The sequence below is a fragment of the Halomonas sp. E19 genome (assembly GCF_052439355.1).
In the GTDB taxonomy this organism is placed as follows: domain Bacteria; phylum Pseudomonadota; class Gammaproteobacteria; order Pseudomonadales; family Halomonadaceae; genus Halomonas.
Genome location: NZ_JBNFWU010000001.1, coordinates 2,332,782 through 2,354,549, shown reverse-complemented (window position 1 = coordinate 2,354,549; position 21,768 = coordinate 2,332,782). Strand labels below are relative to the sequence as shown.

Sequence of the window (21,768 nt, the reverse complement as noted above, 5' to 3'; positions counted from 1 at the left end):
TATGGAGACTGTGATCCTGATCAGCCAGGTGCTGATGAGCCTGGCCCTGGTGCTGGCATTCGTGCGCGTGGTGCGGGGCCCTAGCCTGCCCGACCGCGTGGTGGCGCTGGAGCTGTTTGCCAGCATCGTGGTGGGCCTGGTCGGGGTCTATGCGATCAAGGTGGATGTCTCCAGTTTTCTGGATGCCGCCATCGTGATTGCGCTGATGGGCTTTCTCGCCGCCATCGGCTTTGCCCGTTTCCTGGAGCGAGGAGGTCCGCGCGATGATTGAGGTGATCAAGGGCTTTCTGGTGCTGACCGGGGCTATCTTCATGCTGCTGGCCGCGCTCGGCATCCTGCGCCTGCCGGATCTGCTGACGCGCATGCACGCCACCACCAAGGCGGCAGCGCTGGGGGTGATCCTGATCATGCTGGCGGTGGCGCTGCACTTCGCCGAGGTGGCGGTCATGGCACGGGCCTTCGCCATCATCGTGTTCGTGCTGATGACGGCGCCGGTGGCGGCCCACGTGATCGGCCGGGCGGGCTACTTTGTCGGCTCGAAACTGTGGGCTGGCACCGTCAAGGATGAGCTACGTCCCAATTACGACCCGCTGACCCATGAGCTGAAGAGCGGTCTCGAGACCGAAGCCAATGCGATTCACCAGTCCCGCGACGACGATCCGCGCTGAGGCGGGCGTTACATGAAAGCCACGTTCCGTGGGGCTTGGATACTGGCCTGGTTTGCGCTTCTGAGCCATTATCGGTGCCAAATCGGCTTAGGAACGTCATCACCATGATTCGCCAGACATTACCCGCCTCACTGCTGCTCGTGCTGCTGGCAGGCTGCCAGAGTCCCCCGGTCCAGGAGGCTGCGGCCAGCGGGTCTGAGCCCTCCGCGACGGCTACCCAAGGGCAGGCGGCGTCGGCAGCGCCACAGGCCGAGCCGGCGGCACCGGCCGATTTCCAGGCATGGCTGGCGTCATTTCGGCGCGATGCCCGGGCCGAGGGCGTCAGCGAGGCGACCTTGGAGCGTGCCCTGACCGGTGTTCGCTATCGCCCGCGCGTGATTGAGCTCGATCGCTCGCAGCCCGAGTTCGTCCGCCCGATCTGGCAATACCTCGACTCTGCCGTGTCCGCCGCCCGGGTCAGCCAGGGGCGCGCCAAGCTCGATGAGCACCGCGCCACCGCGCAGCGCATGGCCCAGCAGTACGGCGTGCCTGCCGAGGTGATCGTGGCGATCTGGGGAATCGAGAGCAATTACGGGGGCAACTTCGGCGACTTCTCTACCCTGGAGGCTCTCGCTACCCTGGCGTTCGACGGCCGCAGGCGGGATTTCGCCCGCGGCGAGCTGATGGCTGCGCTGCGGATTATCGATGCCGGGGATATCGCCCTCGAGCGCATGGTCGGCTCCTGGGCCGGGGCCATGGGGCATACGCAGTTCATTCCCTCGAGCTTCGAGTCCTACGCCGTGGATGGTGACGGCGACGGGCGGCGCGACATTTGGGGCAGCATCCCCGATGTCATGGCCTCCACCGCCAACTACCTGGCGCGGGCCGGCTGGCAGCCCGGCGAACCCTGGGGCGTGGAGGTGCGTTTGCCGGCGCAGTTCGACTACGCCCAGACCGAGCTGAGCACCCGGCGCTCGAGCCGCGAGTGGGCCGACCAGGGCGTGCGCAGCCTCAGCGGTGCCGCGCTGCCGGCCTTCGACCAGGCCTCGGTCATCGCGCCCGCGGGTGCGCAGGGGCCGGCCTTCCTGGTCGGGCCCAATTTCCGCGCCATCCTGCGCTACAACAACGCCACCAGCTATGCCTTGGCCGTGGGCACCCTGGCGGATCGCATCGCCGGGCGTGGCGGCATCCAGTCCGACTGGCCGCGTGATGAGCAGCCGCTGAGCCGCAGCCAGGTTCGCGAGCTGCAGCAGGCCCTGAACGCGCGCGGCTTCGATGTGGGCACCCCCGACGGCATCATGGGGCCCAATACACGCAGCGGGTTGCGCCGGTACCAGCAGTCCATCGGCGTCACGCCGGATGGCTTCGCCACGGTCAGCCTGCTGCAGCGGCTGCAGCGCTAGCTGCACTCGGCCCCGGCGTGATTGCCGGGGCCGACAGGATCGGAATCAGTTGGTCGACCAGCGGTCGAAGGTTTCGCTGATGGTACGGCCGGCTCGATCAGCGCCCTCCTGGGTGCGCTGCCAGGCCTCGTCGGCGGCATCGCCGACGCGGTGTGCGCCGCGCTGGGTCTGGTGCCAGGCGCTCTCGGCGCCTTCACCGGCGCTGTGCCACACTTCGCGCGTGCGCTCGCGGGCCATATCCCACCACTGGGCGTCGTAGCGCGGCATCTCGTCCAGCGCATCGGCATCGATGTGCACGATGATGTCATGGGCGGTCTCGCCCTCTTCCTCGTGATTGACGAGGCGGAAGTGCGCATTGGTGAGCACCAGGCGGTCGCCGTTCTGGCCCACCTCATCGTGGGTATCGATGACCAGCGCGTGGACCCGCTTGTCGTCGCCCATCAGCATATCGAAGACGCTGCTGGGCGGGCTGTCGGGGGCCGATTCGAAGTGCACGTCGGCATTGAAGATGGCGCGTGCCGAATAGAGGCCCTGGGGATCGTATTGGGCGTGGGCAGCGAGCGCCAGGCTGCCCATGACCAGGCCGGCGGAGACGGCGAAGGCCGTCTTGGTCAGGCGTTGCATCCGCATGGTATTGCCTCCTTGTGGTACGTTTCACCCTTCCAGTGTAGACGACGACCTTTCTGCAGCGCCGAGCGCCGCCAGGCGAACGGCGAGCCTTACTGGCTGGCGCTCCGCCATCCGGCGGGGCCAAGACCAGCAACACAACAGGGAGTGTAGTGGTATGAAGCATCGTTTCGCATCAATGCGTGCATTTTCCGGGCGTGGACTGATCGTGGCCGGTAGCCTGCTGCTGGCCGGCTGGGCTGGTTCACTGGCGGCGGACGAACGGCCGGTGTTCGGCTGGGTCGAGAAAGGCACCCTGGAACCCTGGGGCGTCGAGGTCAAGACCAAGCTCGACAGTGGGGCGCTCACCTCGTCGCTGGATGCGCGTGACATCGAGACCTTCGAACGGGACGACGAGGAGTGGGTACGCTTCCGCCTGGAGCTGACCGATGAAGCGAGCGGTGAGGCGTTCGAGGAGCAGCTGGAGCTGCCGCTCTATCGCGACATTCGCGTGCGCGGCGCCGGCGGGCGCGACGAGCGTCCCGTGGTGCTGATGAAGATCTGCATGGGCGGTACCGTCTACGAGGAGCAGTTCAGCCTGCGTGACCGCGAGGAGATGATCTATCCCATACTGCTGGGGCGTCGCACCATCGGGCACCTGGGGCTGCTCGATGTGACCCGCACCTTCTTGCAGGCCCCGGGCTGCGATGCCGACTCCGACGTGATGCGCTACGAGGATGAGAGCGACGAAGAGCTCGAGGACGAAGAGGAGTTCGAGGACGACGAGGCCTAGGCACGGCTCGTTCAGAACAGCCGGGCAAGCAGGGCGGTGACCGCCGTTTCTACGCGCAGGATGCGGGGGCCAAGGTGGATGCCCTCGCAGCCGGCTTCGAGCAGTCGCGCCACCTCGTGGGGGATGAACCCCCTCCGGTCCCACCAGCAGCAGGGTGGGTTCGTCGATGCCGCGGGGCAACGCCTGCGGCATGCCGGGGTGAGCGAGCAGGCCACGGCGTCCGGCCAGCAGTCCCGGCAGCTTGTCCTCGATGAAGGGACGAAAGCCCTTGGCCAGCTCGACTTCGGGCAGGATCGTGTCACGTGCCTGCTCCAGCCCCAGCACGAGGTGCTGGCGAATCTTCTCGGCCTCGAGTTCCGGCGACTGCCAGTAGCTTTTCTCCACTCGGCGAGTGTGCAGCAGGGTGATCTGCTTCACTCCCAGCGCCGTGACGTGTTCCAGGCTGCGGGCCAGCATGCGCGGCCTGGGCAGCGCCAGCACTAGGTGCACCGGCAGGGGCGGCGGCGGGGCTGGTCCAGGCCTTCCAGGGAGAAGTGTGCCTCGTCGTCGCTCAGCAGCGTCAGCGTGCCGCGCCCGACGCCGCCCCTTCCACGCCAAGGGTGAAGCAGTCGCCGGGGCGGGCGCGGTGAACCTCGCGCAGGTGCTGCAGGCGGCGCGGGTCGCGCACGCAGGCCAGGTGCGGCTGGGGAACATCCTCGGCGGCCAGCAGAATCAGGTTCATCGCATCTCGTTGAGTCAGTTGGTTTTGCAAGGGCGGTGGCGCGGTGCACAATACGCTTAGGGCAAGCCTGCCTACCGACAAGGAGTGCCACTGTGCGCGTAATTCGCAAGTATGCCAATCGTAGGCTCTATGATACCCAACAGAGCCGCTATGTGACGCTCGAGGATCTGCGCCGCCTGATCCTCGACGAGGAGCCGTTTCGGGTCGAGGACGCCAAGAGCGGTGAAGACCTGACCCGCACCATCCTGCTGTCGATCATCATCGAACAGGAGCAGGCGGACGGCGAGGCCGAGGTTTTCTCCAACGACCTGCTGGCCCAGTTCATTCGCGTCTACGACATGGCCCAGCCGCTACCGCTGGCGCGCTATCTGGAGCAGGGCACGCGCCTGATGCTCGAGCAGCAGAAGCGCATGCAGGACCAGTGGCAGCAGGCCATGCGTCACTCGCCCATGGAGCTGATGCGGGAAATGGCCGAGGAGAACATGAAGTTCTGGCAGCAGGCGATCGGCCAGGGGCAGGCGGACAAGAAGGATCCCGGCACGCCAGGCGACGACAAGCAGCGGGATGACCCTACCGACCGATAGCGGCGTCGGCAGCGGCTTTCTGCCATAATGCCGCGATGTTTCCCCGGACGGATGCCGTGGCCGGCCGCCTGGCCGTGCGCAAGGCGCCTGGACGTTTGACAGGCTCGGTACGCCGCGCCGACTTCACAGCCCGACAGTATCGGTATAGGTAGAGCAGCGGATGAAGGTTCTGATCATCGGCGGCGGTGGCCGCGAACACGCCCTGGCCTGGAAGGTCAGCCAGTCCCCCGGGTCGAGGGTGTCTTCGTGGCTCCCGGCAATGCCGGCACGGCGCGCGAGCCAGGCTTGACCAACGTGGCCATTGAGGTGAGCGAGCTCGAACGGCTGGTGGCGTTTGCTCGTGACGAACGTATCGCGCTGACCATCGTCGGCCCAGAGGCGCCACTGGTCGAGGGGGTGGTGGACCGTTTCCGCGAGGCGGGGCTGGCCATTTTCGGCCCCACCCAGGGCGCCGCCCAGCTCGAGGATCCAAATCCTTCACCAAGGACTTCCTGGCGCGCCACGCCATTCCCACCGCGGCCTACCGCACCTTCACCGAGGTCGAGCCGGCGCTGGCCTACCTGGCCGAGCAGGGCGCACCCATCGTGATCAAGGCCGACGGCCTGGCGGCGGGCAAGGGCGTGATCGTGGCCATGACCCTGGCCGAGGCCGAGGCCGCGGTGCGCGACATGCTCGAGGCCAACGCCTTCGGCGATGCCGGCGCCCGGGTGGTGATCGAGGAGTTCCTCGAAGGTGAGGAGGCGAGCTTCATCGTCATGGTCGACGGCACCACGGTGCTGCCCATGGCCACCAGCCAGGACCACAAGCGCGCCCTCGACGGCGACCAGGGCCCAACACCGGCGGCATGGGCGCCTACTCGCCGGCCCCGGTGGTGACCGACAGCGTGCATGAACGGATCATGCAGCAGGTCATCATGCCTACGGTGCACGGCATGGCGGCGGAGGGGCATCCCTACACCGGCTTCCTCTATGCCGGGCTGATGATCGACGCTGAAGGCAACCCCAAGGTGATCGAATACAACTGCCGTTTCGGCGACCCGGAAACCCAGCCGATCATGCTGCGGCTGCGTTCCGACCTGGCCGAGCTGTGCCTGGCCGGGGCTCGTGGCGAGCTGGCCGGGCATACCTGCGACTGGGACCCGCGCGCCGCGATCGGCGTGGTGATGGCCGCCGCCGGCTATCCCGGGAGCTATCCCAAGGGCGACGCGATCACCGGCCTCGAGGCAGCGGCCGCCACCGGTTGCCTGGTGTTCCATGCCGGCACCGCGGAGAACGATCAGGGTCAGGTAGTGACCAGCGGTGGGCGGGTGCTGTGCGTGACGGCGCTAGGCGAAGGGGTCTCCCGTGCGCGCGACCTGGCCTATGCCGGCGTCGCCGAGATTCACTGGAACGGGGCGCAGTTCCGTCGCGATATCGCCTATCGGGCCATCGAACGGGAAACGCGGCGCGACTGACAGGACCCGGCCACTACGAGCATCAGGGAGCGAGAATGGAACGCATCAAGCTGGATTTTCCGGAAACCGCCATCCTGCACCGTCATCCGCTGACGGTGCGTATCACTGACATGAACTACGGCCGGCACCTGGGCCATGACACCCTGGTATCGCTGCTGCACGAGGCGCGCATCCAGGCGTTCGGTGCCCTGGGCCTGACCGAGTGGGACATGGGCGGCTTCCCCAGCGTGGTGGCCGATCTCGCGGTGCAGTATCAGTCCGAGGCACGCTGGCCGGATGCGCTGGTGATCGAGACGGCCATTCCCGAGCCGGCGGGCAAGGCGATGACCGTCTACCAGCGGATCCTTCATGCCGAAGGCGGCCGGCCGGTGGCCACGGCGCGCCTGAACGTGATGCTGGTCGACCCCGCTCAAGGGCGCAGCGTGGCCATTCCCGAGGGCGTGCGCCAAGCCATCGCCGGGGCGGAGCGCGCCTGATGTCGCGCGAATACCCGATCATCGCGGTCACCGGCTCTTCGGGGGCCGGGACCACTACCGTCAGGCGCACCTTCGAGCGCATGTTCGCCCGCGAGGACGTGCATGCCGCCTTCGTGGATGGCGACGCCTTCCATCGCTATACCCGCGACGAACTGGCGCGCATCTACCGCGAGGAGCCGGAGCGCAAGGACCAGCTCTCCCACTTCGCCGTGGAAGCCAACCTGCTGGACCGCCTCGAGGCGCTGTTCCATGAGTACGGCGAGGAGGGAACCGGCACCTATCGGCACTATATCCACGCCGAAGACAAGCAGATGATCGAGGCCGGCCAGCGGGTCGGAACCTTCACCGAATGGCAGCCGCTGCCCTGCGGCACCGACCTGCTGTTCTACGAGGGGCTGCACGGGGGCTGGTGACGGCCGAGCACGATATCGCCCGCCACGTGGATCTGCTCGTCGGGGTGGCGCCGACCATGAACCTCGAGTGGATCCAGAAGATCGACCGCGACATCAAGCTGCGCGGCTACTCCCAGGAGGCGGTGATCGACACCATTCTGGGGCGCATGAACGACTATGTGCGCTACATCCAGCCGCAGTTCTCGCGCACCCATATCAATTTCCAGCGCGTGCCCACGGTGGATACCTCCAACCCCTTCGAGGTGCAGGACATCCCCAATGACGCCGAGTCGTTCGTGGTGATCCGCTTTCGCGACCCCTCGACGGTGGACTTCCCTGGCTGCTGGCGATGATCCAGGATGCCTTCATGAGCCGCCCGCACACCCTGGTGGTGCCCGGGGCGCGCATGTCGCTGGCCATCGAGCTGATCCTGGCGCCGCTGGTGCGTCACCTGCTGGCTCAGCGGCGCTTTCGCCGAGGCCGGTGCCAAAGTGTCTCAACGGTAATGCGTCGAAGCATCAATGTGTCGAAGCGTCAACGTGTCTAAGCTCAATGACGTTGGCGAAGCCCCGCCGCGCTTGCCCGGCGCCGGACCGGCCTCGCCCTCAACCCATGTGATCCCAAGGAGCACAAGCCGATGCAAGACTGCCTGTTCTGCAAGATCATCCAGCGCCAGATCCCGGCCGACATCGTCTACGAGGATGAACATGTCCTGGCCTTCCGCGACATCAACCCGCAGGCGCCGACCCATATCCTGATCATCCCCAAGCGGCATATTGCGACCCTCAACGATATCGAGGAAACCGACCTGGCGCTGGTCGGACGACTGCAGTTCACCGCCGCCAGGCTGGCCCGTGAGCTGGGCTTTGCCGATGCCGGCTACCGGGTGGTGATGAACTGCAATGACCAGGGTGGGCAGACGGTCTATCATATTCATATGCACCTGATGGGCGGTCGACGCTTTACATGGCCGGCTGGCTAGCCGGCGCTCTGCGGATGCTTCCGCGCGCGTCGTGGCGTGCGACGCATCAGGTGCACCTGCTTCTGGCGGCGCCACCCCGCGGGTGGCGCCGCTGTGGTTTGCTGCCAGTAGCGGGTCACCAAGGGAGAGGCAGCGATGCCGCACCAAGATCGTGAGAGGGTGAGATGAACCGCAACTATTCCCGTGCCGACAACCTGATCCACCAGTTCGATACCGTGATGCGGACCCTGATTCCGGGCACCGCCCGCTCGTCGCGGCCGTCGCCGGTGACTGCCGATATCCAGGACGAGCCGATGACGGATGAGGAGCGCCGCCACGCCGCCGGGTTGATGCGCGTGAATCACACCGGCGAGGTGTGCGCCCAGGCGCTCTACCAGGGCCAGGGGTTTACCGCACGGCTGCCCGCAGTGCGCGAGCAGATGGAGCAGTCTGCCCAGGAGGAGATCGATCACCTGGCCTGGTGCGACGAGCGGCTGAAGGAGCTCGACAGCCACCCCAGCGTGCTCAACCCGCTGTTCTATGCCGCTTCCTTCGGCATGGGGGCGGTGGCGGGGCGATCGGCGACCGCATCAGCCTGGGCTTCGTCGCCGCCACCGAGGAGCAGGTCGGGCGACACCTGGAGGATCACCTGGTCAGGCTGCCGCCCGGTGACCACCGCTCGCGGGCGGTGCTGCGCCAAATGGCCATCGACGAGGCGCACCATGCCCAGCTCGCCCTGGAGGCGGGAGGGGCTCGCTTTCCGGCGCCGGTGAAGTTCGGCATGTCGCTGATGTCCAAGGTGATGACCAAGAGCGTCTACCGCTGCTAGGCCGCATGGCCGTGCAGGCGCCCGCGGCCCGCTACGGCGGGCCCTGGCGTTTTAGCACTGGAGCGCTTCAGGTTTTGGGCGTGTCAGGACGGGAGCGTCTCAGGCTTCCACAATGAAGAACGAGTGGCTTAGCGCCACACCGCCCTTGGCCAGCATGATCGAGGCGCTGCAGTACTTTTCGGCCGACAGCTCCACGGCTCGCTTCACCTGGCTCTCCTTGAGGCTGCGGCCGGTGACGGTGAAGTGAACGTGGATCTTGGTGAAGACAGCCGGGACGGCATCGGCACGCTCCGCCTCCACCTGGGCGCTACAGTCGGTTACCTCGGCGCGCGACTTCTCGAGGATCTCCAGCACGTCAAAAGAGGCACACGCGCCCATGCCCATCAGCAGCAGCTCCATGGGGCGGGGCCGGTGTTGCGACCGCCGTGGTCTGGCGGGCCGTCGATGACCACGCTGTGGCCGCTGCCGGACTCGGCCACGAACTGGCGGCCGTCGGTCCACTTGACGCTGGCTTTCATGGGTTGGGTTTCCTTGCAGGTAGTGAACGAGTGATGGCGCAGCATAGCACCCCGCGGCGCGGCGCTCAGCCCCGGCCGCGCAGTGCGTGGTCGAGCTCGGCCAGGCGCTGCGGCGTCCCGACGTCGACCCAGCCGCCGTGATGGTGGGTGCCGCCGACCCGCCCCGCCGCCATGGCCTGGCGCAGCAGCGGGGCCAGGGGAAGGCACCCGGCGGCCGGGCGGCCACCAGTGCCGGGTCGAGCAGGCTGATGCCGGCGAAGGTGAGCCGCGGCCCGCCGTTCGCCTGCACGCGGCCGGCTGCGGTCAGGTGGAAGTCGCCGTCGGGATGGTGGCCCGGGTTGTCGACCAGCACCAGATGTGCAAGATCGCTCCCAAGGGCCGGCAGCCCGCGCGGGTCGAGGTCGCACCAAACATCGCCGTTGACCAGCAGGAACGGAGCCTGGCCCAGCAGCGGCAGCGCTTGGCGCAGGCCGCCGCCGGTCTCCAGCGGCTCGCTTTCCCGGCTCCAGGCGATCGACACGCCGAAGGCGGCGCCATCGCCCAGCGCCTGGAGGATCTGCTCGGCGCGGTAGCTGACGTTGATCACTACCTCCTCGATGCCGGCCGCCGCCAGGCGCTCCAGGTGGTGGACGATCAGCGGCTTGCCGGCGACCGGCAGCAGCGGCTTGGGGCAATGGTCGGTCAGCGGACGCATGCGCGTGCCGAGCCCGGCCGCCAGGATCATCGCCTTCATGGCGCCGGCTCCGCGGCGGCGAGGGCCAGCCGGTGCGTCATGGCGGGCTGGAAGTGGTCGACGAGCCATTGCCGGAAGGCGGCGTGCTCGGGCAGATCGGCGAGGCTGTCCTGGAGGTGGTCGAGGAAGTGCGGCAGGCGCTCGAGGTAGCCGGTGCGCGCGTCGCGCAGGGTCAGGCGGCAGAAGATGCCGAGCACCTTGAGCGCGCGCTGGGCCGCCATGGCCTGTACCTGGCGGTGGAAGGTGGCCTCGTCCAGGCTGCCGCTCAGCCGGCCTTCGGCGACGGCCCGACGGCGGAAGGCGGCGACCCAGGCGGCGAAGCGATCGGCCGGGAAACGGCAGTAGCGCCCGCGCAGCAGTGAGATCAGGTCGTAGCTGATGGGGCCGGCCACGGCGTCCTGGAAGTCGATCACGAAGAGCCGATCGTCGCGGACCATCAGGTTCATGGCGTCGTAGTCGCGGTGCACCGTGACCACCGGCTGGGCCAGGGCGGCCTCGACCAGCGCCGTGCGCAGGGCGGGCCAGCTCGGCGGAGGCGGCAGCGACAGCCAGCGCTCGAGGCACCAGTCGGTGAACAGGTCGAGTTCACGGCCCAGCAGCTCGGCATCATAGGCGGGAAGGGCGTTCGGGTTGGCGCGGTTCTGCAATTCGTGGATCAGCGCCAGGGCGTGCTCGTGCCAAGCCAGCGTGTCCGGGTGGGCCTCGCCGGCCAGGCGTAGCTGCAGCGGCGTATCGCCGAGGTCCTCCAGTTCCAGGAAGCCGGCCTCGAGATCGGCGGCATGCAGTACCGGCACCGGCAGGCCGCCGGCGTGCCAGCGCCGGGCGATCTCGACGAAGGCGCGGCTGTCCTCTTTATCTGGCGGGGCGTCCATCAGCATGCGCGTGGCGCCGCCTGGCAGGGTCAGGCGGAAATAGCGGCGAAAGCTGGCGTCGCCCGCGGCCAGGCGCAGCTCGAGCGCGCTGTGGGGAAGTCCATGCCGCTCGGCGGCCCAGCGGTGCAGGGCATCAAGTCGCGGCGAAGTATCGGCCTGGGGCATGCGGGTTCCTCGGTAGTCTCGGGCGGCGGCGGTTGACGCCCGCTGGGCACCGCCGCATGCTGACCCGCTCAAGGAGCATACGACAGGCTGGATGCGGCCTGTATAATACCGATTCTCTTCGCCAAGGACATCGAGGGACATGGGCAAGCGACACGCAGGTGGCACTTGGGTTGGGCTGATCGCTTCCGCATTGGCGCTGGGAACGTCGCAGGCGGCGGCACTCGAGCCCTGCCGGCCGCCGAGCTGGACTGGCGCCCCTGGGGCGAGGATCGCCCGGCCGGCGCGCTGTGCCGCGGCACCTACGTGATGCCTGCCTACCGGCTTCCCGCCGCCGAGCCGTCGGACCTGGTGCAGACCGAATCCGATTCGGCCTACCACGGCGAGCAGGGCGAGGTGACCCTGGCCGGCGAGGTGGTGCTGCGGCGTGGCGACAGCCAGCTCGAATCGCCGCGGGTGAGCGTGCCGGCCAGCCGCGAAACCGCCCATGCCGAAGGGCCTCTGGCGCTGCGCGACCTCAACCTGCTGGTGCGCGGCGCCGAGGCCGAGGTCTCGCTGGTCAGTGATGAAGCCCGCATCGCTTCGGCGCACTACGTGCTCCACGACGAATTCCTGCGCGGCAGCGCGCTGCAGCTCTCGCGGCTCGAGGATGGCCGCTTCCGGCTCTCGTCGGCCAATTTCACCACCTGCGAGCCCGGCAACGAGCTGTGGCGGCTGGCCACCAGCGACCTGGTGCTCGACCGCGAGAGCGGCTTCGGCACCGCACGCCATGCGCGCCTCGAGCTGGGCCAGGTGCCGGTCTTCTACTGGCCCTGGGTGCGCTTTCCCATCGACGACCGCCGTCATACCGGCTTCCTGTGGCCCGAACTGGGTGTCTCCAGCGGGGGCTACGAACTCTCCACGCCGTTCTACTGGAACATTGCGCCCAACCAGGATGGCACTCTGACGCCGCGCTGGATCAGCGATCGCGGCCTACTGCTGGGCGGCGAGTATCGCTACCTCTTCCCCACCGATGCCGGGCAGCTGGAGGGGGCCTACCTGGCCAATGACGGCGGCGGCACGGATGAGCCGGGCACGCCGTCGCGGCGCTACGAAGGCGAGGAGCGCTGGTACCTCGACTATCGCCACAGCGGCTATTTCGATGCGCGCACGCGCTATAACCTGCGCTACGGCGCCGCCAGCGACGGGCGCTACTTCAATGATTTCGGCAGTGTCTTCGGCGACGACCCCGACAACCTGCAGCGTCTGGCCCAGATCGGCTACCAGGGCGAGCAGTGGCGGCTCGACGCCCGGGCCCAAGGCTTCCAGCGCCTGGACGACCCGCTGCGCGACAGCGACAAGCCTTTCTACCGCCTGCCGAGCCTGACCGCCAGCTCGCGCTGGACGCTTCCGGCAGGGATCTACCAGGAGTGGCGCTCCAACCTGACCTACTTCTGGCGCGACGTAGATCCCAACCGCGTGCCGCTGCGCGAGGCGGCGACAGGCAGCCGCCTGCACCTTTCGCCGGCCAGCGGCTGGCGCTTCGACGAGAGCTGGGGCCACCTCGAACCGCGGGTGGAGTGGCTCTACACCGCCTACGACCTCGACTACGGAGCGCGCGACACCGATCGCGACACCGCACCCCAGCGGGCGGTGGCGGTCTCCTCCATCGATGGCGGGCTGGTCTTCGAGCGCGAGCTGGACCTGGGCGGGCGCGACTATCGCCAGACGCTGGAGCCGCGGCTCAACTACGCCTATGTGCCGGCCCGCGACCAGAGCGAGTTCCCGAGCTTCGACGCCAGCGAGCGTGCCTTCTCGTGGAACCAGCTGTGGTCGCCGTATCGCTTCTCCGGCGCCGACCGGGTGGGCGATCTCAACCGGCTGTCGGTGGGCCTCGATTCGCGCCTGATCGAGGACGCCCGCGGGCGCGAGCGGCTGGCCGTCGGCGTGGGGCAGGCGTTCTACTTCGACGACCGTTTCATCGACATGAACGGCGACCCCGATACGCTGCCACGTGCGCCGGAGGCGGGCGGCAATTTCATGCGCTACTACAATGCTACCCGCGACCGCTCGCCGCTGGTGGCGCGGCTCGACTGGCGCATGACCGACGCCTGGCGCAGCCGCTGGGAGTGGCTCTACGACGACCACCTGCAGCGCACCGAGAGCACGTCGCTGAACCTGCACTATCGCAGCCCGGCCGGCCACGTAGTGAACCTCGGCTACCGTTGGGAGCTCCAAGGCTTCGACCCCTCGCTGCAGCCCGGCGATGACGACTACCGCAACTACAACCGCGAGGAGTACGACCTGTCGTTCGCCTGGAAGGCGTCGCATCGGGTCGACCTGATCGGGCGAGCGGTCTACGACCACACCAACCGCCGCTTCCTCGAGCAGCTCGGCGGGGTGCAGTGGAACGACTGCTGCTACGGCGTGCAGCTCGTGTGGCGCGAGTGGGTCGAGAACAACGATTCGGCGCGCATCGACAACGATACCACCGAGCGTGGCCTGTTCCTGCGCTTCGTCCTCAAGGGGCTGGGCGGGGTGGGCGGCGATGCCGGCAACTACTTCGAACGCGCCATTCCCGGCTACCGGGCCACGGCTTTCTAGCACCGTGACACTATGACACGCATCACCATGAGAGGAATGAACGACATGCGCACACCGCGAAATGCCGCCCTGGGGGCGCTCCTGGCCGCGGCGATCTGGCTGGGCGGCGTGCCGCTGGCGGCCCAGGCCCAGGACTTCCAGCCGGTGCAGCGGCAGTCGCTGGACCGCATTGTGGCGGTGGTCAACCAGCAGGCGATCATGCACAGCCAGCTGGCCGAGCGGCTGGCCCAGGCACGCAGCCAGATCGCCGCCCAGGGCCAGGGCCTGCCTCCCGAGGCCATGCTGCGTGAGCATGTGCTCGAGCAGATCATCCTCGAGGAGATCCAGCTGCAGCTGGCCGAAAACGCCGGCCTGCGCGTGGACGATACCGAGCTGAACCGCCAGATGCGTGCCATTGCCGAAAGCAACGGCATGTCCCTGGACCAGTTTGCCGACGCGCTGGAGGCTGACGGCCTGACCATGGCGGCGGTGCGCGAAGAGGTGCGCCGCGAAATGCTGCTGCACGAGCTGCACCAGCGCCAGGTGGGCAGCCGCGTCAATGTCAGCGAGCGCGAGGTGGAACGCTTCATCGAGCAGCAGGGCGGGGCGGTCAGCCGCGAGCAGGCGCGCCAGCAGGTGTTCCAGCGCAAGGCCAACGAAGCGCTGGACGCCTGGATCCAGGAGGTCCGCGCCGAGGCGTTCGTCGACAACCGCCTGAACAGCGGGCGCTGATGGCTCGCCCGCAGCCCCCGTCGCCGTCTCCCGTGCTGGCCCTCACCACCGGCGAGCCGGCCGGCATCGGCCCGGAGCTGGCCCTGCAGTTGGCCGCCGCCGAGACGCTGCCGGCCGCGCTGGTGGCGGTGGGTGACCCGCAGCTGCTGGCCGAGCGCGCGGCCCTGCTGGGTCTCGAGGTCGCGCTGCCGGTGCTGGCGCCAGGCATGGCGGTGCCGGCCCATCGGCCGGGCGTGCTGCCGGTGTGGCCGGTGGCGCTGCGCGAGCCGAGCCGGCCGGGGCGGCTAGCCACGGGCAATGCGGCCTACGTGCTCGAGACCCTCGATGTGGCCATCGCGGCATGCCGCAGCGGGCAGGCCGACGGCATGGTGACCGCGCCGCTGCACAAGGGCGTGATTCTCGATGCCGGCCACGCCGGTTTTCGCGGCCACACCGAATACCTGCGCGATGCCTGTGGCGTCGACGAGGTCGTGATGATGCTGGCCACCGACAGCGCGCTGCATGCACGGCAGCCGGAATGGGCGCAGGGCAAGGCGCTGCGGGTGGCGCTGGCCACCACGCATCTGCCGCTGCGCGAGGTCGCCGAGGCGATCAGCGGGCCGGGGCTGGCACGCATCCTGCGGATCCTGCACGACGACCTGCAGCGCTGGTTCGGCATCGAGGCACCGCACATCGCCGTCTGCGGGCTCAATCCCCACGCCGGCGAAGGGGGCATCTGGGCCGCGAGGAGCTCGACGTCATCGCGCCATGCCTCGAGCGGTTGCGCCGGGAGGGGCTGCACCTGGAGGAGCCGCTGCCGGCCGACACCCTGTTCACACCGCGCCACCTGGCGGGGGCGGATGCCGTGCTGGCGATGTATCATGACCAAGGCCTGCCGGTGCTCAAGTACGCCGGCTTCGGCCGCGCCGCCAACATCACCCTGGGCTTGCCGCTGGTGCGTACCTCGGTCGATCACGGCACGGCGCTGGACCTGGCCGGGCGAGGCGTGGCCGATCCCGGCAGCCTGCGCGTAGCCGTGGCGCTGGCCGCCGACATGGCGCGGCGCGGTGCAATTAACTCCTGAAGAACCTCACGACAAGGACACTTTCATGGCTGTGCGCCCGCCCGTCCATCGCGCCCGCAAGCGCTTCGGTCAGAATTTCCTGCGCGATCCCGGCATCATCTCGCGTATCGTGCGGGCCATCCAGCCGCGCCCGGGCGATCGCCTGGTGGAGATCGGGCCCGGCCAGGGGCGCTGACCGAGCCGCTGCTCATGGCCGCCGACGGCCACCTCGAGGTGATCGAGCTGGACCGCGACCTGGTGCCGGGGCTGCGTGTGAAGTTCTTCAACCAGCCGGGCTTCGTGGTTCATGAAGGCGATGCGCTGAAGTTCGACTTTCGCGCGCTGCGCGGCGAGGTGCGGCGCTGCGCGTGGTGGGTAACCTGCCCTACAACATCTCCACGCCGCTGATCGCGCATCTGCTCGATGCCGGCGATGCCATCGCCGACATGCACTTCATGCTGCAGAAGGAAGTGGTCGAACGCCTGGCCGCCGAGCCGGGCGGACCCGATTGGGGGCGCCTGTCGGTCATGGCGCAGTATCGCTGCCGCGTGGACTCGCTGTTTCTCGTGCCGCCCGAGGCGTTCGTACCGCGGCCCAAGGTCGATTCGGCCATCGTCAGACTGACTCCCCATGCCACGCTGCCGCATCCCGCCAAGGACGAGGCGCTGCTGTTCCAGCTGGTACGCCAGGCCTTCGCCCAGCGGCGCAAGACCCTGCGCAATAACCTCAAGGGGCTGGTCGAGGCGGAAGCGCTCGAGGGGCTGGGCATCGACCCGGCGCGCCGACCGCAGACGCTTGGCATCGACGAGTACGTGCGCATCGCCAACCATCTGGCCGACGCGGAGGTGAGGCCATGACCCAGCCGACCGGCACGGCGCCCGCCGAGGAGATCTTCGTCGATGTGGTGCCCACCTTTCGCGAGGAGGAGTCCTCGGCGGGTGAGTCGCGCTACGTGTTCAGCTACACCGTGACGATCCACAACCGCTCGGCGCACAGCGTTCAGCTGCTGGCACGTCATTGGAAAATCACCCAGGGCAGTGGCAAGGTGCAGGAAGTGCGCGGCAAGGGCGTGGTGGGCCAACAGCCGCTGATCGGCCCCGGCCAGACCTTTCGCTACACCAGCCGTGCCATCCTCGACGGCCCGGTAGGCGTGATGGAGGGTGCCTACACCTGCATCGAGACGGCCACCCAGCGCCCCTTCGAGGTAGCCATTGCGCCGTTTCGCCTGGCCAACCCCAGCCAGGTTCACTGAGCGCCGCCCAGGGATTCGCGCGTCGTAGAGCAGAGAAAAGGGAGAGTCATGACCACCTACGCCATTGGAGACCTGCAAGGCTGCCACGCGGAATTCGTCGAGCTGCTCGAGCGCATCGAGTTCGAGCCGCGCCGCGATCGCCTCTGGGTCGCGGGCGACCTGGTCAATCGCGGCCCGGCCTCGCTCGACTGCCTTCGCGAAGTGCAGCGCCTGGGCGATGCCGCCCGGACGGTGCTCGGCAACCATGACCTGCATCTGCTGGCGGTGGCCCGCGGCGGGGCGCGGCTCAATCGCAAGGATACCCTTGGCGGCATCCTGGAGGCGCCCGACCGCGAGGCGCTGCTTGACTGGCTGCAGGCGCAGCCGCTGCTGGTGCGCGCAGCCGAAGCCGGCCAGGATGCCACCGTGATGACCCACGCCGGGCTGCTGCCGCAGTGGTCGCTCGACGAGGCCGAGGCGCTCGCCGGGGAAGTGGCCCAGGCGCTTTGCGGCGAGCGCAGCGGCGCCTTCCTCGAGCGCATGTACGGCAACCAGCCGGCCTGCTGGCAGGCCGAGCTGGAAGGCATCGACCGGCTGCGCGCCATCGTCAACGTGCTGACGCGCATGCGCTTCATCGACGCGGCAGGCTGCCTCGACTTCCACGCCAAGGAGGGGCTCGACAGCGCCCCCGCAGGCTTCGCCCCCTGGTTCTGCTATCCACGCCAAGACGACGCCCGCCTGGTGTTCGGGCACTGGGCGGCCCTGGAGGGTCAGGCACCGGGCGCCAGGGTGCGGGCCGAAGCCCTGGACACCGGCTGCGTGTGGGGCGGCAGCCTGACTGCGCTGAACCTGACCACGGGCGAGCGGCTGCAGGTTCCCAGCCGCCAGCACCGCTGAACGGCGGAGCAAAAGAGCGCCAAGCAGGGCGTTAAGAAAAGGCGACAAGCAAAGGCGACAAGCAAAGGCGACAAGAGCGCAAAGCCAGAAAGGAGAGCCCCATGGCGTTTCACCACCTCGATATCGCCACGCTGCAGGCGTGGCTCGAGCGCGAAAAACCGCTGACGCTGGTCGATATCCGCGACCCGGCGAGCTTCGGTGCGGGCCATATTCCCGGCAGCGCCCACCTCGATAACGATAGCGTCGCGGCACTGCTCGCGGCCGCCCCGCGCGACCAGCCACTGGTGGTGGTCTGCTACCACGGCCACTCCAGCCAGCAGGCGGCGGCCTGGCTGGCCGGGCAGGGCTTCGACACGGTCTACAGTCTCGACGGCGGCTTCACCGAATGGGCGCACCGTCACCCTCAGCGGATCGATCGTGACTCCGCATGACGCCGCATGCGACCGCCGCCTGCAGGGGCTGGCGGTCTATCGCGTCGGCGGTGCGGTGCGCGATGCCCGGCTGGGCTGGCCCGTCGCCGACACCGACTGGGTCGTGGTGGGTGCCACCCCAGAGCAGCTGCGCCGGCGCGGCTTTCGCCCGGTAGGGCGCGACTTTCCGGTTTTTCTGCACCCCGATACCCATGAGGAGTACGCCCTGGCGCGTACCGAGCGCAAGTCGGGCCACGGCTATACCGGCTTCGAGGTGCATGCCAGCCCCGAGGTCACGCTGGAGGAGGACCTGGCCCGGCGCGACCTCACCCTCAATGCCATGGCCGAGACGCCGGAGGGTGAGCTGATCGATCCCTACGGCGGCCTGGCGGACCTAGAGGCGCGGGTGCTGCGACATGTTTCGCCGGCCTTCGTCGAGGATCCGCTGCGCGTGCTGCGCACGGCGCGCTTCCTGGCCCGCTATGCTTCGCTCGGCTTCGTCATCGCCGGGGAGACGCAGCGGCTGATGCAGGCGCTGGTGCAGAGCGGCGAAATTGGTCATCTGGTAGCCGAGCGGGTCTGGACCGAGACGGAAAAGGCGCTGGGGGAACCGCAGCCGGCGGTCTATTTCGACACCCTGGCGGCGTGCGGAGCGCTAGACGTGCTGATGCCCGAGCTGAGCCGTGATACGGCGACGCTGTCCCGGGCGCTGGCGAGAATGGCGCGGCTGCCGCCCGAACTTGCCGACGCCGAGCGGCCACGCTGGCGCTGGGCGCGGCTGGTCGAGCATCTCGACGATGCAGCCCGTGACGCGTTGGCTGAACGGCTGCGCCTGCCGCGGGCCTACCGTGACCTGGGGCGGCAGGCGGCATTGACGCGGCAGCTGCGCGAGCTGGCCGCGGCGGATGCCGATGCGGTGGAGGCCTGGTTCGGCGGCATCGATGCCTGGCGGCGCAGCGAGCGGGTCTCGCCGCTGCTGGCGCTGATGGCACTGGACGCCCCTGAGCTGGCTAATCGGCTCGCACGCGCCTGGGCCAAGGCCGCGGCGTTAGAGGCGAAGGCGCTGGTAACGGAAGGCTTTTGTGGCGGGGCGCTGGGCGAGGAGCTGGCCCGGCGGCGCCGGGCCATCATCGAGGCCGAGCTGGAGGCGCCGTAGCCAGCTCGGGAAGGCTCAGCCGTCGGCGTTGATACGCGCGATGATCTCGCCCAGTCGGGCTTCGGCTTGATCGTTGTCGATCTGGCAGGTGCCGGCGTTGAAGTGCCCGCCGCCGCCGTACTCCAGGCACAGCTGACCGACATTGGTGCGGCTGCTGCGATCGAGGATCGACTTGCCGATGGCGAAGACGGTGTTCTGCTGCTTGAGGCCCCACAGCACGTGGATGGAGATGTTGCACTCGGGGTAGAGCGCATAGATGACGAAGCGGTTAGTCGCGTAGATGGTCGCTTCGTTGCGCAGGTCTAGCACCACCAGCTTGTCGTGCACCCGCGCGCAGCGCTCGATCTGCTCTCGCGCCAGCTTGCCGTGCTCGCGGTAAAGGTCGATGCGCTCGCGCACGTCGGGCAGATCGAGAATCTGCTCGATCGAGTGATCTCGGCAGTAGTCGATCAGCTTCATCATCAGCTGGTAGTTGGAGATGCGGAAGTCGCGGAAGCGGCCGAGCCCGGTGCGGGCGTCCATGATGAAGTTGAGCAGCACCCACCCCTGCGGGTCGAGCACCTCGTCGCGGCTGAACTGGGCCGAATCGCCCTTGTCCACCGCCTCCATCATGTCGTCCCAGCGCTGGGGAAACGCCTGGTGGCCGCCGTAGTGCCGCCACACCACCCGTGCCGCCGAGGGGGCTTCGGGGTCGATCACATGGTTGTCGGCGCGATCGACGTTGCGCAGCGTCTCGCTCAGGTGGTGGTCGAAGGCGAGGTGGCAGCCGGCCACATAGGGGAGGTTGGTGGTGATGTCGCGTTCGCCGATGGCGATCTTGCCATCCTGCATATCCTTGGGATGGACGAAGAGAATGTCATCGATCAGGTCGAGGTGCTTGAGCAGGGCTCCGCAGACCAGACCGTCGAAATCGCTGCGCGTGACCAGGCGAAACTTGGCGGACATTGCCGACTCCTTCTTGTTGTCGGTTTTTCGAGTGCACTGCGCGTGAGTCTACCGCAATAGTTAACTATTGCTAACTAATGTAACGGGCCACAGGCGCTGGTTGTCCGCCCGGAATTCGGACCACAGTTCGGCGTAGCGGCGTCCCGCTACGGGGTGGGGGTGTCGGGCAGCAGCTCGGCGAGCGGCAGCAGCACGAAGGCGTGATGCAGGATCTCGTCGCGTGGCAGCATGACACCGTCGTGCTCGCCGACCAGGTCGCCCACCGTCAGCAGGTCAATGTCCAACGTGCGCGGGCTGAACTTGGGCGTGCCGTCCCGTCGGCCGTGCTCGCGCTCGATGCGCTTGCACCAGGCCTGGAGCTCGCCCACCGACCAGTCGCTGTCGAAGACGACCACCAGGTTGTAGAAATTGCGCCCGTCCTCGAAGCCTACCGGCTCGCTCTCGTATACCTGCGATACCGCCAGGTGGCCGAAGGTGGCGGCAAGCGCCGCCAGACAGGCCTGCACATGGTATTCGCGCTCGATATTGCTGCCGATGCTGACGCTGACCAGGGCCATCAGGGGCCTCCGGCCGCGTGCCGCGCTCGATGCGCACGCCGACGGCCGCGGCCGTGGCGACTGCGCCGGGCTTGCGCACGGTCAGGCGCAGCCAGGGAATGGCGAACTCTGTCGTCAGCAGCGCCGCCAGGCGCTCGGCGAAGGTTTCCACCAGCGCGAAGTCATGTGCTTCGGCGAAGCGGGCGATGCGCTGGCTGATGGCGGCATAGTCCAGGGTCAGCGCCAGATCGTCCGCTGCCGCCGCGGGGCGAATGTCGGTGGCCAGTTCCAGGTCGAGCACCAAACGTTGGCGTAGGCTGCGCTCCCAGTCGTAGACGCCAATGACCGTCTCGATCTCGAGCGATTCGATCAGTACGCAATCCATGGGCGGCTTCCGTGTCGGCTTTAGGGAGTCCGATTGTACGTGAGCGCTTTCGGCGAGGACAGCGCACGGCGCTGTTCCCGTGGCGGCGGGGCTGGCAGAATCGGGGCATTAACCAGGGAGGTGCGGGTGGCGTGACGTTAGAGGCAGGACTGCTGCTGAGTTTGATGCTGCTGGGATACCTGTGCGGCTCCTGGCTGGGGGCGCTGTGGGTATGTCGGTTGGCTGGCGTGGGCGACCCGCGCCGGGCGGGCTCCGGCAACCCCGGCTTTTCCAACGTGCTGCGCCTGCATGGGCGAGGGCTGGCCGCCCTGACCCTGCTGCTGGATGCCGCCAAGGGCATGCCGGTACTGTGGCTGTCCATGGCGCTGGGGCTGGCGCCCTGGGCACAGGGCATGGTCGGGCTGTCCGTGCTGCTGGGTCACAGCTTTCCGCTCTGGCATCGTTTTCGCGGGGGCAAGGCGGTGGCCAGCGCCTTTGGCGTCATGCTGGTGCTGACGCCCTGGGTGGCGCTGTGCTGTGCCCTGCTGTGGGCGCTGTTGGCGTGGAAGGTGCGCACCGCGGCGATCGCATCGCTGGCCAGCGCCGCGGTCGCCCCGCTGGCCAGCCTATGGCTGGCCCCGGCCTACGTGGGGGTAGTGCTGGTCTTCACCGGCCTGGTACTGCTGCGCCATCTGCTCAATATTCGCCGTCTTGGCCGGGGTGACGAACCCAGCCTGCATTGA

17 protein-coding genes and 10 pseudogenes are annotated in these 21,768 nt (G+C 68.2%); 19 read left to right on the top strand and 8 right to left on the bottom strand.

The window, feature by feature from the left end; translation table 11 throughout:
• Position 1 precedes the first annotated feature (1 nt).
• The 3 genes from ACUDAL_RS12360 to ACUDAL_RS12350 all read left to right on the top strand — a co-directional run bounded on the left by ACUDAL_RS12360 (position 2) and on the right by ACUDAL_RS12350 (position 2,050).
• Positions 2-271 (top strand): monovalent cation/H+ antiporter complex subunit F, encoded by a 270-nt coding sequence (locus ACUDAL_RS12360; protein WP_444678336.1) that lies wholly within the window; start codon positions 2-4, stop codon positions 269-271.
• Complete coding sequence (mnhG, locus tag ACUDAL_RS12355; RefSeq protein WP_444678335.1) at positions 264-668, top strand: monovalent cation/H(+) antiporter subunit G; 405 nt, start codon at positions 264-266, stop codon at positions 666-668. The genes ACUDAL_RS12360 and mnhG overlap by 8 nt, the downstream gene beginning before the upstream one ends.
• 104 nt (positions 669-772) lie before the next feature.
• Positions 773-2,050: a lytic murein transglycosylase gene (locus tag ACUDAL_RS12350; protein WP_444678334.1), complete on the top strand. Its 1,278-nt coding sequence runs from the start codon at positions 773-775 to the stop codon at positions 2,048-2,050.
• Between the two features lie 45 nt (positions 2,051-2,095).
• Here ACUDAL_RS12350 and ACUDAL_RS12345 read toward each other — a convergent pair whose 3' ends face one another.
• Positions 2,096-2,680: a hypothetical protein gene (locus ACUDAL_RS12345; RefSeq protein ID WP_444678333.1), complete on the bottom strand. Its 585-nt coding sequence runs from the start codon at positions 2,678-2,680 to the stop codon at positions 2,096-2,098.
• Positions 2,681-2,834: 154 nt separating this feature from the next.
• Between ACUDAL_RS12345 and rloA3 the strand changes: the two genes are divergently transcribed.
• Entirely contained in the window at positions 2,835-3,449 is a 615-nt protein-coding gene (rloA3, locus tag ACUDAL_RS12340; protein ID WP_444678332.1) for a retropepsin-like aspartic peptidase RloA3, read from the top strand.
• A gap of 11 nt (positions 3,450-3,460) precedes the next feature.
• On the opposite strand, the pseudogene ACUDAL_RS12335 reads toward rloA3, so the two are convergent.
• A pseudogene (locus ACUDAL_RS12335) lies at positions 3,461-4,170 on the bottom strand (16S rRNA (uracil(1498)-N(3))-methyltransferase).
• A 92-nt stretch (positions 4,171-4,262) separates the two neighbouring features.
• Here ACUDAL_RS12335 and phaR point away from each other — a divergent pair.
• The 6 genes and pseudogenes from phaR to coq7 all read left to right on the top strand — a co-directional run.
• On the top strand, positions 4,263-4,754 hold the full coding sequence (phaR, locus tag ACUDAL_RS12330; protein ID WP_444678331.1) for a polyhydroxyalkanoate synthesis repressor PhaR: 492 nt from the start codon (positions 4,263-4,265) through the stop codon (positions 4,752-4,754).
• A gap of 160 nt (positions 4,755-4,914) precedes the next feature.
• Positions 4,915-6,207: pseudogene (gene purD / locus ACUDAL_RS12325) on the top strand (phosphoribosylamine--glycine ligase).
• A gap of 35 nt (positions 6,208-6,242) precedes the next feature.
• Positions 6,243-6,683 (top strand): acyl-CoA thioesterase, encoded by a 441-nt coding sequence (locus ACUDAL_RS12320; protein WP_444678330.1) that lies wholly within the window; start codon positions 6,243-6,245, stop codon positions 6,681-6,683.
• Positions 6,683-7,550 (top strand): annotated as a pseudogene (locus tag ACUDAL_RS12315) (phosphoribulokinase); the annotation flags it as partial. The gene ACUDAL_RS12320 and the pseudogene ACUDAL_RS12315, both read left to right, overlap by 1 nt.
• Positions 7,551-7,712: 162 nt before the next feature.
• Positions 7,713-8,057, top strand: a complete 345-nt coding sequence (locus ACUDAL_RS12310) for a histidine triad nucleotide-binding protein (RefSeq protein ID WP_444678329.1) — start codon at positions 7,713-7,715, stop codon at positions 8,055-8,057.
• Between the two features lie 164 nt (positions 8,058-8,221).
• Positions 8,222-8,787, top strand: a pseudogene (coq7, locus tag ACUDAL_RS12305) (2-polyprenyl-3-methyl-6-methoxy-1,4-benzoquinone monooxygenase); the annotation flags it as partial.
• A gap of 177 nt (positions 8,788-8,964) precedes the next feature.
• On the opposite strand, the pseudogene ACUDAL_RS12300 reads toward coq7, so the two are convergent.
• From ACUDAL_RS12300 to ACUDAL_RS12290, 3 genes and pseudogenes are all read right to left on the bottom strand, one after another.
• Positions 8,965-9,383 (bottom strand): annotated as a pseudogene (locus tag ACUDAL_RS12300) (OsmC family protein).
• Positions 9,384-9,448: 65 nt separating this feature from the next.
• Positions 9,449-10,116, bottom strand: a pseudogene (murU, locus tag ACUDAL_RS12295) (N-acetylmuramate alpha-1-phosphate uridylyltransferase MurU).
• The gene (locus ACUDAL_RS12290; RefSeq protein WP_444678328.1) at positions 10,113-11,153 is read right to left on the bottom strand and encodes an aminoglycoside phosphotransferase family protein; all 1,041 of its coding nucleotides are present in this window, start codon (positions 11,151-11,153) and stop codon (positions 10,113-10,115) included. The pseudogene murU and the gene ACUDAL_RS12290 overlap by 4 nt, the downstream one beginning before the upstream one ends.
• Positions 11,154-11,318: 165 nt before the next feature.
• Here ACUDAL_RS12290 and ACUDAL_RS12285 point away from each other — a divergent pair, with 165 nt between their 5' ends.
• The 8 genes and pseudogenes from ACUDAL_RS12285 to ACUDAL_RS12250 all read left to right on the top strand — a co-directional run bounded on the left by ACUDAL_RS12285 (position 11,319) and on the right by ACUDAL_RS12250 (position 19,180).
• Complete coding sequence (locus ACUDAL_RS12285) at positions 11,319-13,733, top strand: LPS-assembly protein LptD (RefSeq protein ID WP_444678327.1); 2,415 nt, start codon at positions 11,319-11,321, stop codon at positions 13,731-13,733.
• 45 nt (positions 13,734-13,778) lie between these two features.
• Positions 13,779-14,444, top strand: coding sequence for a SurA N-terminal domain-containing protein (locus tag ACUDAL_RS12280; RefSeq protein WP_444678326.1), 666 nt, complete (start codon positions 13,779-13,781; stop codon positions 14,442-14,444).
• Positions 14,444-15,507 (top strand): annotated as a pseudogene (gene pdxA, locus ACUDAL_RS12275) (4-hydroxythreonine-4-phosphate dehydrogenase PdxA). Before ACUDAL_RS12280 ends, pdxA begins: the two are co-directional and overlap by 1 nt.
• A 25-nt stretch (positions 15,508-15,532) precedes the next feature.
• A pseudogene (rsmA, locus tag ACUDAL_RS12270) lies at positions 15,533-16,343 on the top strand (16S rRNA (adenine(1518)-N(6)/adenine(1519)-N(6))-dimethyltransferase RsmA).
• Positions 16,340-16,738 (top strand): Co2+/Mg2+ efflux protein ApaG, encoded by a 399-nt coding sequence (apaG, locus tag ACUDAL_RS12265; protein WP_444678325.1) that lies wholly within the window; start codon positions 16,340-16,342, stop codon positions 16,736-16,738. Before rsmA ends, apaG begins: the two are co-directional and overlap by 4 nt.
• A 48-nt stretch (positions 16,739-16,786) precedes the next feature.
• Entirely contained in the window at positions 16,787-17,614 is an 828-nt protein-coding gene (locus ACUDAL_RS12260) for a symmetrical bis(5'-nucleosyl)-tetraphosphatase (protein WP_444678324.1), read from the top strand.
• Between the two features lie 101 nt (positions 17,615-17,715).
• Complete coding sequence (glpE, locus tag ACUDAL_RS12255; protein WP_444678323.1) at positions 17,716-18,045, top strand: thiosulfate sulfurtransferase GlpE; 330 nt, start codon at positions 17,716-17,718, stop codon at positions 18,043-18,045.
• Positions 18,032-19,180 (top strand): polynucleotide adenylyltransferase, encoded by a 1,149-nt coding sequence (locus ACUDAL_RS12250; RefSeq protein ID WP_444678322.1) that lies wholly within the window; start codon positions 18,032-18,034, stop codon positions 19,178-19,180. The genes glpE and ACUDAL_RS12250 overlap by 14 nt, the downstream gene beginning before the upstream one ends.
• 15 nt (positions 19,181-19,195) lie before the next feature.
• On the opposite strand, the gene ACUDAL_RS12245 is transcribed toward ACUDAL_RS12250, so the two are convergent.
• The 3 genes and pseudogenes from ACUDAL_RS12245 to folB all read right to left on the bottom strand — a co-directional run.
• Positions 19,196-20,125, bottom strand: coding sequence for an exopolyphosphatase (locus tag ACUDAL_RS12245; protein ID WP_444678321.1), 930 nt, complete (start codon positions 20,123-20,125; stop codon positions 19,196-19,198).
• Positions 20,126-20,185: 60 nt separating this feature from the next.
• Positions 20,186-20,682: pseudogene (gene folK / locus ACUDAL_RS12240) on the bottom strand (2-amino-4-hydroxy-6-hydroxymethyldihydropteridine diphosphokinase).
• A gap of 7 nt (positions 20,683-20,689) precedes the next feature.
• Positions 20,690-21,046, bottom strand: a pseudogene (gene folB / locus ACUDAL_RS12235) (dihydroneopterin aldolase); the annotation flags it as partial.
• A 131-nt stretch (positions 21,047-21,177) separates the two neighbouring features.
• Between folB and plsY the strand changes: the two are divergent.
• Entirely contained in the window at positions 21,178-21,768 is a 591-nt protein-coding gene (plsY, locus tag ACUDAL_RS12230) for a glycerol-3-phosphate 1-O-acyltransferase PlsY (protein ID WP_444678320.1), read from the top strand.